Genomic DNA, 15,018 nt, shown 5'->3' with positions numbered 1-15,018 from the left:
TGTATACTTACATTTGATGGATCGTGTAATGAATAAAAATTAAAAAGAGAGGTGTAGAATATTTGAAACTATATACGAAAACAGGAGATAAAGGACAAACGAGTATTATAGGTGGACGAGTTGATAAAGATCATATTCGTGTAGAAGCATATGGAACAATTGATGAGGCGAATTCTCATATTGGATATGCGATGACTATGCTTCAAGAAGAATGCTTTCAAGACATACATGAGGAGCTTGAAAAGATTCAGCATGAATTGTTTGATTGCGGTGGGGATTTAGCAATTGTGCAGCAAAAATCACCTTATAAAGTAACAGAAGAAATGGTCATATATTTAGAGGGACGAATTGATCACTACATAGAAGAAGCGCCGCCATTAGAGTGTTTTATTTTACCTGGCGGGAGCCCAGCATCTGCGGTGACCCATGTTGCACGTACGGTAACGCGGAGAGCTGAGCGCTATATTGTATCATTAGGAAAGCAAGAGGAAATAAATGAAGTTGTATTACGATATGTCAATCGATTATCTGATTATTTATTCGCGATAGCTAGGGTGATAAATGCTCGCCTTATGGTGAAAGATGTTGAATATAAACGAAGTGCAATTGTTTTTCGTAAAAAGGAAGTGGAGTAATTCACTTTCTTTTTTGTATACTTTTTTCCGTAATATACCACAATAGAGAAAGTGTGGCGGTTATTAAAAAACGGAGGATGTATATGAAAGGCTTAAAAGTCGGGATACTTGTCTTTGGATTGTTTTTTAGTTCTCAATTATATGGTTATGCTGAGGACGGACGATGGACATGGCCGGTAGATGGAAGAATTAGTGACTATTTTGGAACAAGAAATGGAAAACACTATGGTATTGATATAGCTGCTCCAATCGGAACACCGATTGCAGCTATTCGAGGTGGAACGGTGACAAAATCCTATTTTTCAAATAGTTATGGAAATGTAGTGTTTATTAAGCATGGAGAATATGAGGCCGTTTACGCCCATCTAAATAAGAGATATGTATTTCAAGGGAATCATATTACAAGAGGTGAGGTAATTGGTGAAGTGGGAAACACAGGTGAATCACGAGGTGCACATCTGCACTTAGAAGTTCATAAAGGTGCTTGGACATTTGGGAAAAGAAATGCAATGAATCCATTGTTTGTTTTAAATGAAGAAAGGGATCAAGTGGTTTCATCATCGATGTATATTGTGCAAAAAGGGGATACATTGGTCAGTATTGCCCGTAAGTTTGGCATGACTGTTCATGAGATAAAAGTAAAAAATGCATTACAACAAGATCGAATTTATCCAAATCAAAAATTATATATGAATTAAAAAAAGGGCTAGTAGGACTAGCTCTTTTTTTACCAAAAAATAAAGACACATATAAATCCAGAAATGGCTAAATAGCTATAATAATAAAAGACCTTTGTCCTTGTTTTTTCCTTCGTTCGAAATAATACAATGGTTGGTTCGATTAGTCCAATTGTAAAGCAAAGTAGACCAAGGAGCATACAGCCGATAGAAAACGAATACAAGGCAACTTGTACTTGAAATGGAATTATCCACTTTAATAAAAATGCAATAAGTGCTGTATAACAAATGCTGCCTATATATTTGTTTAAAATTGTATTGGAACGAAAACCAGGAAGCTTTTTCAAAAAGGATCGGGAAACAACTTCTGTTTGTAAAGAAGTATGTTCTTTAATTATTTTTTGGGCCTCTTTCCCTTTATGAAAGAGAGAGAGAATCCAATTTCGTTTTCCTTGGAAAACAAATTGTGATGTTGTTAAATAGTGATCAATTTTCACTTTATCCCAACTTTTCCACAGATGACGCTCGCGTAGCTTTAGTTTACTTTCTGTTGTTTTATCATACTGATATACACTAATTCCTTCTTTGTCAAAAGTAGCATAGTATGTTTCTCTTGAAAATGTGCCTAAATCAATTGGACAGTAGAAAAGTAATTCCTTTTTTAAATAAAAGTATTCTTTTCTTAAGTTTTTTTTCATCGTTTCTTGAATAGAGTGTCTTTTTTCTTTCTTCATGACATTTCCTCCGTATTAAGAAAATGCTCTTATCTTAACAATTCAACATCTTATCACTTTTCTGTATGAATGACTAGGGAATTACGCAGGAAAAAGTCAGATTGTAAAAAATATGGATTGTGTTGTCAAATAATTCGATAGCTTTTTTATTGAGTATTAATAAGACAAATCTTATATAGAACGATGCTTACTATTCGTAAGTTATAAACATTTTTATTCACAACTGTATGATGTTGTTGTATAATGGTGAAGAAAATAGAATATCGGTCTATCTTCGGGGCAGGGTGAAAATCCCGACCGGCGGTGATGAACAGTTGCTTTTCGTTCTAAGCCCGCGAGCCGTTAAGGCAGGATTTGGTGAGATTCCAAAGCCGACAGTACAGTCTGGATGGGAGAAGATGGAGGTTCAAGCGTTCAAAAAAGATAGCTCTTTGAACGTCTGTTTGATGTGCCTAAAAATTCTCCCTTTGTGTAAACCACAAAGGGTTTTTTCGTATCATGAAAAAATAGGCATAGCAGAACCTTTCCACTTTCCATGAGATGATCGATGGAAAAGGAGAGAGAATGATGAAACAAAAAAACAATGTAGTACAAATGGTGAGTGTAGCGATGCTTAGTAGTATTGCGTATTTGCTTATGATGTTGGATTTTCCATTTCCAGGACTTCCGCCATTTTTAAAAATTGACTTTAGTGATGTGCCAGCTTTAATTGCAGCGATTATTTTTAGTCCGATTGCAGGTGTAGTTGTAGAAGGGATAAAAAATATCCTTCACTATGGGATTCAAGGAAGTTTAACCGGAGTTCCGGTTGGAGAGGTAGCTAATTTCATTGCGGGATGTCTATTTATTGGTCCAGCGGCATTCTTATTTCGTAAGCATCGCACAGTAAAAAGTTTAACAACAGGGTTAATGTTAGGAACGGTTGCTATGTCTATCATTATGAGTGTGTTAAATTATTTCATTATTTTACCAGCGTACACTTGGTTTTTAAATCAGCCTGCTATGTCTAGCAGTGGTATGCGACAAATGATTGTAGCGGCAATTCTACCATTTAATTTAATTAAAGGAATTGTTGTAACAGTTGTGTTTGTAGCGCTGTTTTCACGTTTAAAAGTATGGGTATTTGCAAAAATGAAAAATGCATAGAAATTTTGGCCATCAGAGGAGAGGATATCGCTGATGGCTTTTTAAATTGTAAGTTAGATGAATAACAAAAAATCCCCCTCATAAAATGAGGGGGATTTTTTGAAGTTAATAAAAAGACTATTCGAATTTTAAAGCGTCGCCATCGAATGATTCGTCAGCAACTTTAATTGAGTCAGTTGGACAACCTTCAAATGCGTCCATCATGTCGTCAATTAATACATCTGGAATTTCAACGATACCTTGGTTATCATCTAATGTTACAAATGCAATACCTTCATCATCGTAATCATAAATGTCTGGTGCAGCAGCTCCGCAAGCTCCGCATGCGATGCAAGTGTCTTTATCAACAATTGTATATTTTGCCATATTCTTTTCCCTCCTGATAATATGTATGTGAAAATATTCGCTATAAAAATTATAACCTTATTGTAAAACGGTTTTTCAAACTTTTCAACATAAAATTATAATGATAATGCTTATCAATTAGAGTGTCAACTTATTTTTGATTTATTTCACAAGATTTTCAAAATGCCTAAATGCTGTACAGTTTGATACAATAGAAAATATAAAGTGAAACTTCTATCAGTGGGGTTCTCTTCATCCCTATCGATAGAAAGCTTTCACCAATCGGGCTTTTACTGTCAGCAAATAGCGGGATAAATGTAATTGAAAGGTGGAAGCGGTGATGCAGTTACAATATACTTTACTATATTGCATAAAACAATTAAATGGTGAACGAACTGTTTCTTCCATTTATCACCTTTTAAAAGGAAAACGTTCTTCACAAACACTACAAGACGGAAATATATTTCACATTTCTTTTCTTTTTGGAATATACAAATCATTACAACGTTCTGATTATGATCAGGAAATTGAACATGTATTGCATAAAGAATGGATTCAGAATGTACATGAAAATACGTACATTTTAACTGATGCTGGAAAGGAACAACTGGAAACTTGGAAAAAAACACTTTCTTTTCCACAGTATTTACATGGTTTACACTATGGTGATCTTGGCGAGCTTTTTTGGAAACGACTTTCATTAATTATTCAAACTGTGTCAAATTTACAACAGCAAAATGCGAAATTTATTCCTATTCAACAAGATACAGAGATCATGATGTGGGTCAAGCAGTTCCTCATCGGGATACCGTATACAAGAAGTGAACTTGCGGCAGGTTTGTGGAAAGAGATACATATGCTGTTGAAAGATACTTTGCCAATAGAAGCAACGATTTTTACATATCGACTAACTGGGTATGAACGGATTGGATATACATTAAAACAACTTGCAGAAATTACAAATCAAGATGTATTTCGCATCTATCTCTTATTTTGGGGTACCATTCATTTCTTTATTCAATCTGTTCGAGAGAATGAAAAAGAGTTTCCGTTATTAACAAAAATTATTTCTTATCCGAATGAAAGGGCAGATTTGTTTAGTTTATCCACGCAGAAAACATATCAGCTTTGGAGACAAGGGCTCTCTTTAGATGAAATTGCAACGATTAGAAATTTAAAGGTTGCAACAATAGAGGATCATTTTGTTGAAATTGCATTACGAGAACGAGATTTTTCTATTGAAATGTTCATGGGGAAAAATAAAATTAAGCATGTGCAGCGCATTATTGAAACATTACAAACACGTAAGTTGCGTGTATTAAAGCAAGCGGTAGGAGAAACAGTTTCTTATTTTGAAATTCGTCTTGTGTTAGCACAGATGGAGGGTGTAAATGAGACTTGAGGATTATCTGTATAAGTGGTTTGGTTATAACGAATTTCGTCAAGGACAGAAAGATGTTATTGTGGATTTGTTGCAAGGAAAAGATGTTGTGGCGATGCTTCCAACTGGAAGAGGAAAATCAATGTGCTATCAACTTCCAGGTCTTATGCGAGATGGAACAGTACTGATTGTTTCTCCATTACTATCCTTAATGGAAGATCAGGTAGCGCAGCTTAAATATATAGTAAAGGATCGTGTGATTGCGTTTAATAGTTTCCGTACATTAACTGAGAAAAAAGAAGCGATAAAAAGATTATCTTCTTATAAATTTGTCTTTGTCTCGCCTGAAATGCTGCAAACTGAAGCAATAATAAGAGAACTAAAAAAGATTCATATTTCGCTATTTGTCGTTGATGAAGCACATTGTATTTCGCAATGGGGTTACGATTTTCGAACAGACTATAAAAAATTAGATCAAGTTATAGCGGCTATTGGACATCCTCCGGTATTAGCATTAACAGCTACTGCAACAAAAGAAGTATTACAAGATATTATAAAAAGTTTAAAACTTACGAATGTAGCAGAGCATGTGTATTCGATTGATCGTCCAAATATTGCAATGGAAGTACAATTTGTACAAACAATAGAAGAAAAAAAGGAAGCGCTTCTCACGCAAGTTACTTATTTACAAGGACCAGGAATTATTTATTGTTCTAGCAGGGCTTGGACGGAGCGCCTGACAGAATATTTAAGGAGTAAAGGTATAGCAGATGTTGCATTTTATCATGGTGGAATGGAACATGAAGAGCGGATGTTAATTCAGCAACAATTTATGAATGATCAACTGCAGCTTGTTATATGTACAAGTGCATTTGGTATGGGGGTAAACAAGCCGAATACAAGATATATTATTCATTTTCATTATCCAGCAAATATTGCTTCTTATTTACAAGAAATCGGTAGAGCGGGAAGAGATGGAGAGATGAGTATTGCGATTCTACTTTGTAGTCCATTGGATCATGATCTACCAGTTTCTATCATTGAGGATGAATTACCAAATAAACAGCAAATTCAATTTTTATTTTCCTTACTACAAGAGAAGATGTTCCAAACGAAAGTATTGCCAATGGAAGATGTGGAAGAAATTTGTTATAATGCCGCAAGGTTTAGTGAGCAGCATTGGCGTTTTGTACGTTATCATTTAGAAAAGATGAAAATCATACAACAGAAGAAGCTCATTATGGAATCCTTGTCAGATGAGAAAATGAAAAAATTGATGTTAGAAGTGGACGGGCGTCTTCGGAATAAATATAGGCAATTAGAAAATATGAAATCGTGGCTCCAGTTTAAAGGGTGTAGACGGGAACAAATGCTACATCAATTTGGATATAAGAAGGAAGCTGAGGTAAAAAACTGCTGTGACTACTGCGGTATTTCCAAAGAAGATTATAAAAAAAGACGAGCAAGACAATCAATTTTCGACTATAATTGGGAAGCGGAGTTACAATTGCTCTTTGGTATGAGAGAACGGAGGAATGATGGACATTCAAAGGCGTAGTATTGAAGACATAGGTCCGAAAGAAATACGGCTTAACCTCTATATAACACAATTAATAATTATAGGTGTTGGCTGCGCATTAGCCTATATATTATTTCCAAATAGGAATGAATTTTATGATTTGTGGAAATGGGAACCTGTTTCCATCCTTATAATAGGTAGTGGAGTTGCGGGTGGTGTCATCTTATTTGATTATATTGCAATGCAAGTGTTCCCAGAATCGTGGTTTGATGATGGTGGAATTAATGAGCGGATGTTCCAAGGGATTTCTGTTATACAATTATTAGTTATTACGTTTGTTATTGGATTTGCTGAAGAATTTTTATTTCGGGGTGTGTTACAGACGCATTTCGGACTTGTAATTGCTAGCCTTATTTTTGCTGTTTTACATATTCGATATGTGATGAAGCCATTCTTATTTTGCTTTGTATGTATGATTAGTTTTGTATTTGGATATGTGTTTCAATGGACAGGAAATTTGTTTATAACAATTTTTGCACACTTTCTTGTTGATTTTATAATGGGACTTCAATTAAGAAAATAAATGAAAGGTGGTGGTGAACAGCATGAGGAAACAAATTCCCGATTTTGAAGAAGAATTGGAAGAAGAGCAAACAGAAGAAGGTTTACCGCCGCGAAGTGAGGTTCATAGAAATAAAGAAAAGAAAAAATCTAAATTTAAGATTAACCACTTTTTTGTTCGAGTTTTAACATTTTTATTTATTTTGTTACCACTTAGTATTTTATGGTATACGGATAAGTATATCGAAGTAAAAAGTGCAAAAGAGAATGATGTCCCTGGAACAAATGCGTTTGAAGTGATTTTTTTCGATTCAAATAAACATGGCGAAGGAAAAAAGAAGCAGCCAGAAAAATTTGAAACGCATATTGTAAAAGCAGGTGAGACATTTGAAAGTATTGGGAAACAGTATTTTCCCAATGAAGATGGGGCTACAATCATTAAACGCTATAACAATTTACAAGACAATCAGTTAGAAGTGGGAAAAGAATTGAAAATTCCTGTCAAAAAGAAAACGGAGAAGGAATAGTATCTGTAAAATAATGGTTATATGAGTGATTGAAAAGGTGAATGAAGTCTTTTGTATCGGATGAGATTTTATTCATCTTTATTGCAATATAGCTTGATAAAATTACATTTTGTTGAGAGGGAAGTTGAGAAAAATATATGTTGTGGATTTTAGGTGGCACGTTCATATGTATTGGCTTTATTTGTCTTTTTATGATGTATAGAGAAGCATTGCGTAATACATTGCTAGAACACACTTTATCATTTGTAAATTTCCCGGAAAGCTTTGGAAAGGTCAGGATATTTTTCATTTCAGATATTCATAGGAGAATTGTTTCGCCTTCTTTAATTGAAAATGTAAAAGGAAAAGCTGATTTTGTTATTATTGGCGGTGATTTAGCTGAGAAAGGTGTATCGTTATCACAAATTGCTGCTAATGTTCAAACATTAAGTAAAATTGGTCCTATATATTTTGTATGGGGAAATAATGATTATGAAATTGACTATCATGAACTAGATGCGTTATTACTAGAACATGGTGTGAAAATTTTAGATAATACAAGAGTGCTGTTTGAATCAGATTCTGGCGACAAGCTTTGCTTATTAGGGGTGGATGATGTTGGATTAGAACGGGATCGTTTAGACTTGGCACTAGCAGATTGTCAAGAAAATGGCTTTCGTATTCTTATTAGTCACAATCCTGTTATTGTAAACAAAATGTCTGGACAAGAACAAATTTCCCTCGTATTAAGTGGTCATACCCATGGGGGACAAATTCGTCTATTTCATTTTAAACGATATCTAAAAGGCGGCGTATATAAGTATCCGAATACAACTTTATTTGTGAGTAATGGGTATGGAACGACATTGATACCACTACGTTTTCGAGCTCCAGCCCAAACGCACTTAATTACGTTGCAAGGAAAAAAATAAGAGATGTTCGGTTTAAAGGTGGGAAAAACATGCCAACTTTAAAAGGGAAATATAATATAAAAGCTGTTTCGAATATGCTTGGAATTCAGCCGAGTACGCTGCGGGCTTGGGAGAGACGATATCATATTATTGCTCCAAAGCGCAATGATGCTGGGCATCGCCTATATACAGAAGAGCATGTGAGAATTTTAAAATGGTTAATGTATAAAGTGAATGAAGGATTTACGATTGGTCAAGCAGTCCAGTTATTAGAGAGCAATCGATTGCAAAATCACAATTTAGTTGAAGTAGCGTACAGTACAGAAGTGTTTTTAGTAGACGATATCCTTCATTATTTGTTAAAATTTGATGAAAAGCATGCCCGTGAATTATTAAACGAGGCATTTGTTATTTATACAACAGAAAAAGTAATCACTCATATATTTGTTAAGATTATTGATAAATTGGAGACTATGCGGAGAAATGATGAGATAACAGCTGTACAAGAGCGGTATATAGATTCATTTTTATGTTCACGCATTGGAATGATTTATCATAATACGCATACTAATTTTATTTTGCCAAAAGCTTTGGCTATATGCGCACCAGGAGAATTGAATACATTAAACCTTTTTGTTTTCACAATATATTTACGTTTGAAAGGCTATCAAGCAACATATTTTGGGACAGGCCTAGAGGAAGATGAGATTCATACAGTTATTAAGCAATTTGCACCCAAATATGTGTTTATATCATGTTCAAAAGAGCGATATTTGAAAGGCGCACTAAATTTGATTAAGAAGTTGCAAAGTCAGAATTCAAAGATCTGCATAGGGCTTGTTGGATTTGCAAGTCAGTTTGTTTCAGATGAAGACAAGATTGGACTTCAAAATGTGTTCGTTGGTGATACAAAAAAAGAATGGGATAAATGGTTAAATACGTCGGAATAGTTGTTCGAAAAGAACCATCTATTTTCTATTTCATATAATAAAAATTAGATACAATGGTTACGTAGGGAGGTTACAAGATGAGGCTGGAACGTTTAAATTATAATAAAATCAAAATTTTCCTAACGTTTGACGATTTATCTGAGCGAGGATTGACGAAGGAGGATTTATGGAAAAATGCTCCGAAAGTGCAACAATTATTTCGCGATATGATGCAAGAAGCAAATAAAGAACTTGGATTTGAAGCGGATGGTCCAATTGCGGTTGAAGTTTTTTCTTTACAAGCACAAGGAATGGTTGTAATTGTCACAAAAGAAAATCACGAAACCGATACAGAAGATGAGTTTCGTGATGAGTTTATCGAGATGCAAGTAACTCTAGATGAGAGTGAACATATATTGTATGAATTTGCAACGTTTGAAGATGTGATTACGTTGGCAAATCGTTTGTATAATCTCGGTGTAACCGGAGGGAAACTCTACACATGGGATGGGCGTTTTTATCTTTGGATGGAAGAAGAAACACCATTATTAAAGGCAGATATTATTGCGATTTTGGCAGAATACGGTAATTCTTCTACAGCAACAATTTATCGTATTATGGAATATGGAAAAGAATTAATGGATTCTCAAGCAATTCAGCAAATATACAAGTATTTTGTCTTAAAACAAAACCTCAGCTAGTAGAAATAGCTTGAGGTTTTGTTAGTATTTTGCGATATTAGATAGACTAAAATACATTGTGATATAAAAAACATTTAAATATTTAAGTATTTTACTTTTCTAAAAGCGATAAAAGGACTATAATAATAGTGAAAACGCTTGCAATAAAGAATAGTTTGTATACATTTGTTAGCGTTTTCTATTGCATTCCAAATTTAACGGTGTATACTAGGCAATGAAGGTTTACTAAACAAGTGAAATTACAGGGGGTTTACTTACTATGGTAGCCGAAAAGGGAGCTCAAACACAAACACAACAAAGGGAGCAACATTTTGAATTGTTGAATTCAACACAAATTGTTATTAACGAAGCCCTAGAAAAGTTGGGTTATCCAAACGAGGTATATGAATTACTGAAAGAACCAATTCGTATGATGACAGTGAAAATTCCAGTTCGTATGGATGACGGGACTGTTAAAATATTTACAGGATATCGCGCACAGCACAATGATGCTGTTGGTCCAACGAAAGGTGGAATTCGCTTCCATCCAAACGTAACAGAAAACGAAGTGAAAGCACTTTCTATTTGGATGAGTTTAAAATGTGGTATTGTTGATTTACCATATGGTGGAGGTAAAGGTGGTATCATTTGTGATCCACGTGAAATGTCTTTCCGTGAATTAGAAAGATTAAGCCGTGGATATGTACGAGCAATTAGCCAAATTGTTGGTCCAACAAAAGATATTCCTGCTCCAGATGTATTTACAAACTCACAAATTATGGCATGGATGATGGATGAATATAGCCGCATCGATGAATTTAATTCGCCTGGATTTATTACAGGGAAACCGCTTGTATTAGGTGGATCTCATGGGCGTGAAACAGCAACTGCAAAAGGTGTAACAATCTGTATTCGCGAAGCTGCGAAAAAACGCGGTATCGATATTAAAGGCGCTCGCGTTGTTGTCCAAGGGTTTGGGAACGCTGGTAGCTTCTTAGCTAAATTTATGCATGATGCTGGTGCAAAAGTAATTGCGATTTCTGATGCTTACGGTGCACTACATGATCCAAATGGATTGGATATCGACTACTTACTAGATCGTCGTGACAGCTTCGGAACAGTAACGAAATTGTTCAACAATACAATTTCAAACAAAGAGCTATTAGAACTTGATTGTGATATTTTAGTTCCAGCTGCAATCGAGAACCAAATTACAGAAGAGAATGCTGCGGATATTAAAGCGAAAATTGTTGTAGAAGCAGCAAATGGTCCAACTACATTAGAAGCAACTAAAATTTTAACAGAACGCGGTATTTTACTTGTTCCTGATGTATTAGCAAGTGCTGGTGGTGTTACTGTATCTTACTTCGAATGGGTGCAAAATAACCAAGGTTACTACTGGTCAGAAGAAGAAGTAGAACAACGTTTAGAAAAAGTAATGGTAAGATCATTCGATTCTATTTACGAAACATCACAAGTTCGTAAAGTAAACATGCGTTTAGCAGCCTATATGGTTGGTGTACGTAAAATGGCAGAAGCTAGCCGCTTTAGAGGCTGGGTATAATAGAATAAAGAGTTTAGAGAGAACGTGGTTTCCTTCAAGGAAACCACGTTTTTTTATTGAAGTACATAATAAGGATCATAGAAAAGGTGGAGATAAAATTGCAAATGAAGATTGATGTGAGTGAGTGGATGAATTGGAAAAGAGAATCGTATATTTAGAAGAAAGGTTAAAGAAAAGGAATTCTAGTGAAAGGGCGAGTGTACTGCAAATATTTGGAGAAGGAATTATGTCTTTGTTGTTTGGAGTATGTATTGTTGGGCCAGTGATAGCTATCGTCTGGGGAATTATAATATTACTTTTAAAGTGGTTCGGTTAAATAATTACTGTTAATAGGTGTAATATTGTTAAAAGTGGATGATCGATTACAAAAAATAAAAAAGAACACTTGTTCCAACAGAACACTTGTGCTATACTCTCTTTAGATAAACAAAACGGAAACAAGATAAGGAGAGATTAATAATGAAAATGACAGCAGACCAAAGATTTATGATGCCAACAGATGTTATGGAACGGGTAGAGGTTTTACGAAAAAAACATGTAAAACGTTCCTCTTTGTTACAATCCGTAAATAAATTTTTCGGTTTAGATACAAAAGAAGACTGTGTTTGGTTTTATGGGTTTTATGGAACGGCTGTAAGTATTTTATTATTTATGGTATTTACTTCGAATATTTTTGATTTTCTCTTTGTGTAAGAAATGTGCTATATAGATATCGAGGTTGAATACATATATAAAGAAGAAAGGTAATTTTCTAGAGCGGAGTTGATAGACATGGTGATGTTCCCTATAGAGCGAAATTATATTGGGTACGGAAGCTCCCGACCAGGAATCCGCCTTTCGAAGGTGAGGTTCATTGTAAGCCATGATACGGGGAATCCTGGCAGCAATGCGATAGGAAATCGAGATTACTTTAACGAAATACAACCGAAAGCATCGGCGCATACTTTTATAGATGATACAACCATTTTAGAAATTATCCCAATTGATGAGGTAGCGTATCATGTAAGATATAATGTACCAACAGACAATGATTTGTTTGGTTATGATGCGAACAAAGCAGCAATTGGTGTTGAAATGTGTTATGGAGGTAATGTTAACTTTTGGGATTCTTACACGCGGTTTACATGGTACCATGCTTATTTATGTCATACATTCAATTTAAATCCTAAAAAGGATATTGTATCTCATAAAACACTTGATCCTACGAGGAAGATTGATCCAGAAAATGTATTGGGACAACAAGGAATACGATTTAGGCAATTTTTAGCGGACGTCTATCGAATGTACGTATCGTTTAGATGACAAATATATGAAAAATGAATACAATAAAGATAGGTGCCTACTGCTGAAAGTAGGTTTTTTCTTGTTTTGTAATAAATAGAGATTGAGGCAGAAGACTAGGAGTGAACCGAGTATGCAAAAAGAAACAGCTATTATAATCGGGGGCGGACCGTGTGGATTAGCAGCAGCGATTTCACTGCAGCAACAGGGAATCAATCCACTAGTAATTGAAAAAGGAAATATTGTGAATGCGATTTATCATTATCCGACTCATCAAACGTTTTTTTCCTCTAGTGAAAAGTTAGAGATTGGTGATGTTGCTTTTATTACAGAAAACCGCAAACCAGTTCGTAATCAAGCGCTTGCGTACTATCGTGAAGTGGTAAAGCGTAAAGGTGTGCGAGTAAATGCATTTGAACGCGTAGAACAAGTGCAAAAGGATGGGAACTTCTTTAGAGTAAGTACGACGAAGCGTGATGGAAATACGGAAACATACGCTGCGAAATATATCGTAGTGGCAACGGGATATTATGATAATCCAAACTATATGAACGTTCCTGGAGAAAAATTGGAGAAAGTATCTCATTATTTTAAAGAGGGACATCCTTATTTTGACCGAGATGTAGTTGTAATAGGAGGGAAAAATTCAAGTGTAGATGCTGCGTTAGAACTTGTAAAAGCTGGAGCACGTGTAACGGTGTTATATCGCGGGGGAGAATATTCGCAGAGTATTAAGCCGTGGATTTTACCTGAATTTGAAGCGTTAGTACGTAATGGTACGATTCAAATGCAGTTTCATGCTCACGTAAAAGAAATTACCGAACATACGCTTACGTATACAAGCAACGGAGAGTTATTTACAATTCAAAATGACTTTGTATTTGCGATGACGGGATACCACCCGGATCATAGTTTCCTAACAAAAATGGGAGTAGAAATTGATAAAGAAACAGGGCGTCCGATATTTACAGAAGAAACAATGGAAACGAATGTGGAGAATATCTTTATTGCGGGTGTTATTGCAGCTGGAAATAATGCGAATGAAATTTTTATTGAGAATGGAAGATTTCATGGTGGAGCAATTACACAAACAGTTGTATCAAGAGAACAAAAATAAGCTGTCGAATTTTTCGACAGCTTATTTTTTAATCGTGCATAAACATTTGTTGGATTTTATCTTGAGAATGAGTACATTCTAAAGCAACAAGTAGTTTAATACGAGCTTTTTGGGCATTTAAACCGTATGTGAAAACAATTCCCATATCTTTTAATTGTTTTCCTCCACCCTCATAGGAATATACGTCTTGGACAATTCCATTAAAGCAGCGAGAAACGAGAACAATTGGAATCCCTTTAATTATTAAGCGTTGTAAACTAGAAAGCGTTCGTGGTGGTAAATTACCTTGACCAAGTGCTTCGATTACAATCCCATCGACCGGTAGGTTTTCAATTGCTGCTAATAATGTATCATCCATACCAGCGTATGCCTTTAACACAACAACATTTTTAGAAATTTGCCCAATCATGTATGTTTCATGATTTACGAGAGCGTGATGGAAGACAACGCCGCGTTTTGTCACCATACCGATTGGTCCGTATTGAGGGCTTTGGAATGTTGCAACATTACTTGTATGTGTTTTTGTTACATTTGTTGCACAGTGAATTTCGTCGTTTAACACGACAAGAACACCTTTTCCAAGCGCTTCGCTGCTACTTGCAACCTTTACAGCTGATAAAAAGTTATATAAACCGTCAGCACCCAATTCATTGCTAGAGCGCATTGCACCTGTTACAACGATTGGAATGTTCGCTTGTACAGTTAAATCTAAAAAGTATGCAGTTTCCTCTAATGTATCTGTACCATGTGTAATGACAACGCCATGGATATCTTCATGTTTTACTCTTTCGTCAATGATGATTTGTAATTGTAACATCTCGCTAGGAGTCATATGAGGAGATGGAAGATGAAAGACATCTTCAACGATTAAATCAATATCATCCGCTAAATTTGGAATGAATTTTAAAAGAGGATTTTGTTCCCCTGGTTGTACAACCCCAGTTTCTTTATCTTCTTCCATTGCGATTGTTCCACCTGTGTGTAAAACTAGGATTTTTTTCAATGCTTATACCCCTTTCTAGTCAAAAAATA

General features: G+C 35.2%; 18 protein-coding genes and 1 riboswitch. Of the genes, 15 read left to right on the top strand and 3 right to left on the bottom strand.

Going from position 1 to position 15,018, the window contains the following annotated elements:
• The first annotated feature begins 62 nt into the window (after positions 1–62).
• Together C568_RS0105925 and C568_RS0105920 are read left to right on the top strand one after the other, a co-directional pair.
• A complete protein-coding gene (locus C568_RS0105925) occupies positions 63–635 on the top strand; it encodes a cob(I)yrinic acid a,c-diamide adenosyltransferase (protein WP_018780994.1) in 573 nt (190 codons plus the stop codon).
• Between the two features lie 83 nt (positions 636–718).
• Entirely contained in the window at positions 719–1,333 is a 615-nt protein-coding gene (locus tag C568_RS0105920) for a peptidoglycan DD-metalloendopeptidase family protein (RefSeq protein ID WP_018764256.1), read from the top strand.
• A 29-nt stretch (positions 1,334–1,362) separates the two neighbouring features.
• On the opposite strand, the gene C568_RS0105915 is transcribed toward C568_RS0105920, so the two are convergent.
• Positions 1,363–2,046, bottom strand: a complete 684-nt coding sequence (locus C568_RS0105915; protein ID WP_018780993.1) for a hypothetical protein — start codon at positions 2,044–2,046, stop codon at positions 1,363–1,365.
• Positions 2,047–2,312: 266 nt separating this feature from the next.
• Positions 2,313–2,450, top strand: a riboswitch (FMN riboswitch).
• Positions 2,451–2,613: 163 nt separating this feature from the next.
• Here C568_RS0105915 and C568_RS0105905 point away from each other — a divergent pair.
• Positions 2,614–3,192, top strand: coding sequence for an ECF transporter S component (locus C568_RS0105905; protein ID WP_018764259.1), 579 nt, complete (start codon positions 2,614–2,616; stop codon positions 3,190–3,192).
• Between the two features lie 117 nt (positions 3,193–3,309).
• Here the strand turns inward: C568_RS0105905 and C568_RS0105900 are convergent, their stop codons facing one another.
• Positions 3,310–3,558: a ferredoxin gene (locus C568_RS0105900; RefSeq protein ID WP_003206564.1), complete on the bottom strand. Its 249-nt coding sequence runs from the start codon at positions 3,556–3,558 to the stop codon at positions 3,310–3,312.
• Between the two features lie 319 nt (positions 3,559–3,877).
• On the opposite strand from C568_RS0105900, the gene C568_RS0105895 reads away from it, so the two are divergent.
• The 12 genes from C568_RS0105895 to C568_RS0105840 all read left to right on the top strand — a co-directional run bounded on the left by C568_RS0105895 (position 3,878) and on the right by C568_RS0105840 (position 13,986).
• Entirely contained in the window at positions 3,878–4,939 is a 1,062-nt protein-coding gene (locus C568_RS0105895) for a helix-turn-helix domain-containing protein (RefSeq protein WP_018764260.1), read from the top strand.
• Complete coding sequence (locus C568_RS0105890; RefSeq protein ID WP_018780992.1) at positions 4,929–6,476, top strand: RecQ family ATP-dependent DNA helicase; 1,548 nt, start codon at positions 4,929–4,931, stop codon at positions 6,474–6,476. The genes C568_RS0105895 and C568_RS0105890 overlap by 11 nt, the downstream gene beginning before the upstream one ends.
• Positions 6,457–7,020, top strand: coding sequence for a CPBP family intramembrane glutamic endopeptidase (locus C568_RS0105885; protein ID WP_018780991.1), 564 nt, complete (start codon positions 6,457–6,459; stop codon positions 7,018–7,020). The genes C568_RS0105890 and C568_RS0105885 overlap by 20 nt, the downstream gene beginning before the upstream one ends.
• A 22-nt stretch (positions 7,021–7,042) precedes the next feature.
• Positions 7,043–7,525, top strand: coding sequence for a LysM peptidoglycan-binding domain-containing protein (locus tag C568_RS0105880; protein ID WP_006094243.1), 483 nt, complete (start codon positions 7,043–7,045; stop codon positions 7,523–7,525).
• 137 nt (positions 7,526–7,662) lie between these two features.
• Positions 7,663–8,436, top strand: coding sequence for a metallophosphoesterase (locus C568_RS0105875; protein ID WP_006094245.1), 774 nt, complete (start codon positions 7,663–7,665; stop codon positions 8,434–8,436).
• Positions 8,437–8,465: 29 nt separating this feature from the next.
• Positions 8,466–9,365 carry a MerR family transcriptional regulator gene (locus C568_RS0105870; protein WP_018764264.1) on the top strand — a complete coding sequence of 300 codons (900 nt, stop codon included), beginning with the start codon at positions 8,466–8,468 and terminating at the stop codon, positions 9,363–9,365.
• A 77-nt stretch (positions 9,366–9,442) separates the two neighbouring features.
• Positions 9,443–10,045: a genetic competence negative regulator gene (locus tag C568_RS0105865; RefSeq protein ID WP_006094247.1), complete on the top strand. Its 603-nt coding sequence runs from the start codon at positions 9,443–9,445 to the stop codon at positions 10,043–10,045.
• Between the two features lie 259 nt (positions 10,046–10,304).
• Complete coding sequence (gudB, locus tag C568_RS0105860; protein WP_003196304.1) at positions 10,305–11,588, top strand: NAD-specific glutamate dehydrogenase; 1,284 nt, start codon at positions 10,305–10,307, stop codon at positions 11,586–11,588.
• A 124-nt stretch (positions 11,589–11,712) separates the two neighbouring features.
• Positions 11,713–11,904, top strand: coding sequence for a hypothetical protein (locus tag C568_RS0105855; RefSeq protein WP_018764265.1), 192 nt, complete (start codon positions 11,713–11,715; stop codon positions 11,902–11,904).
• A gap of 140 nt (positions 11,905–12,044) precedes the next feature.
• The gene (locus C568_RS0105850) at positions 12,045–12,281 is read left to right on the top strand and encodes a DUF3961 domain-containing protein (RefSeq protein WP_026008432.1); all 237 of its coding nucleotides are present in this window, start codon (positions 12,045–12,047) and stop codon (positions 12,279–12,281) included.
• Positions 12,282–12,359: 78 nt separating this feature from the next.
• Complete coding sequence (locus tag C568_RS0105845; protein ID WP_018764266.1) at positions 12,360–12,890, top strand: peptidoglycan recognition protein family protein; 531 nt, start codon at positions 12,360–12,362, stop codon at positions 12,888–12,890.
• A gap of 112 nt (positions 12,891–13,002) precedes the next feature.
• Positions 13,003–13,986 carry a YpdA family putative bacillithiol disulfide reductase gene (locus C568_RS0105840; RefSeq protein WP_003206546.1) on the top strand — a complete coding sequence of 328 codons (984 nt, stop codon included), beginning with the start codon at positions 13,003–13,005 and terminating at the stop codon, positions 13,984–13,986.
• A 28-nt stretch (positions 13,987–14,014) separates the two neighbouring features.
• Here C568_RS0105840 and C568_RS0105835 read toward each other — a convergent pair whose 3' ends face one another.
• A complete protein-coding gene (locus tag C568_RS0105835; protein ID WP_003196313.1) occupies positions 14,015–14,989 on the bottom strand; it encodes an asparaginase in 975 nt (324 codons plus the stop codon).
• Positions 14,990–15,018: the final 29 nt, after the last annotated feature.

Origin of the sequence: Bacillus sp. 95MFCvi2.1 (assembly GCF_000374965.1) — a bacterium.
Lineage (GTDB): Bacteria > Bacillota > Bacilli > Bacillales > Bacillaceae_G > Bacillus_A > Bacillus_A pseudomycoides.
This window is presented reverse-complemented; position numbering and strand designations above follow the sequence as displayed.

Bases quoted from the DNA above. Each gene is read 5' to 3' on its own strand.
- C568_RS0105870 (WP_018764264.1), top strand. From the start codon at position 8,466: ATGCCAACTTTAAAAGGGAAATATAATATAAAAGCTGTTTCGAATATG.
- gudB (WP_003196304.1), top strand. From the start codon at position 10,305: ATGGTAGCCGAAAAGGGAGCTCAAACACAAACACAACAAAGGGAGCAA.
- C568_RS0105840 (WP_003206546.1), top strand. From the start codon at position 13,003: ATGCAAAAAGAAACAGCTATTATAATCGGGGGCGGACCGTGTGGATTA.
- C568_RS0105885 (WP_018780991.1), top strand. From the start codon at position 6,457: ATGGACATTCAAAGGCGTAGTATTGAAGACATAGGTCCGAAAGAAATA.
- C568_RS0105895 (WP_018764260.1), top strand. From the start codon at position 3,878: ATGCAGTTACAATATACTTTACTATATTGCATAAAACAATTAAATGGT.
- C568_RS0105865 (WP_006094247.1), top strand. From the start codon at position 9,443: ATGAGGCTGGAACGTTTAAATTATAATAAAATCAAAATTTTCCTAACG.
- C568_RS0105875 (WP_006094245.1), top strand. From the start codon at position 7,663: ATGTTGTGGATTTTAGGTGGCACGTTCATATGTATTGGCTTTATTTGT.
- C568_RS0105900 (WP_003206564.1), bottom strand. From the start codon at position 3,558: ATGGCAAAATATACAATTGTTGATAAAGACACTTGCATCGCATGCGGA.
- C568_RS0105915 (WP_018780993.1), bottom strand. From the start codon at position 2,046: ATGAAGAAAGAAAAAAGACACTCTATTCAAGAAACGATGAAAAAAAAC.
- C568_RS0105905 (WP_018764259.1), top strand. From the start codon at position 2,614: ATGAAACAAAAAAACAATGTAGTACAAATGGTGAGTGTAGCGATGCTT.
- C568_RS0105845 (WP_018764266.1), top strand. From the start codon at position 12,360: ATGGTGATGTTCCCTATAGAGCGAAATTATATTGGGTACGGAAGCTCC.
- C568_RS0105920 (WP_018764256.1), top strand. From the start codon at position 719: ATGAAAGGCTTAAAAGTCGGGATACTTGTCTTTGGATTGTTTTTTAGT.
- C568_RS0105890 (WP_018780992.1), top strand. From the start codon at position 4,929: ATGAGACTTGAGGATTATCTGTATAAGTGGTTTGGTTATAACGAATTT.
- C568_RS0105880 (WP_006094243.1), top strand. From the start codon at position 7,043: ATGAGGAAACAAATTCCCGATTTTGAAGAAGAATTGGAAGAAGAGCAA.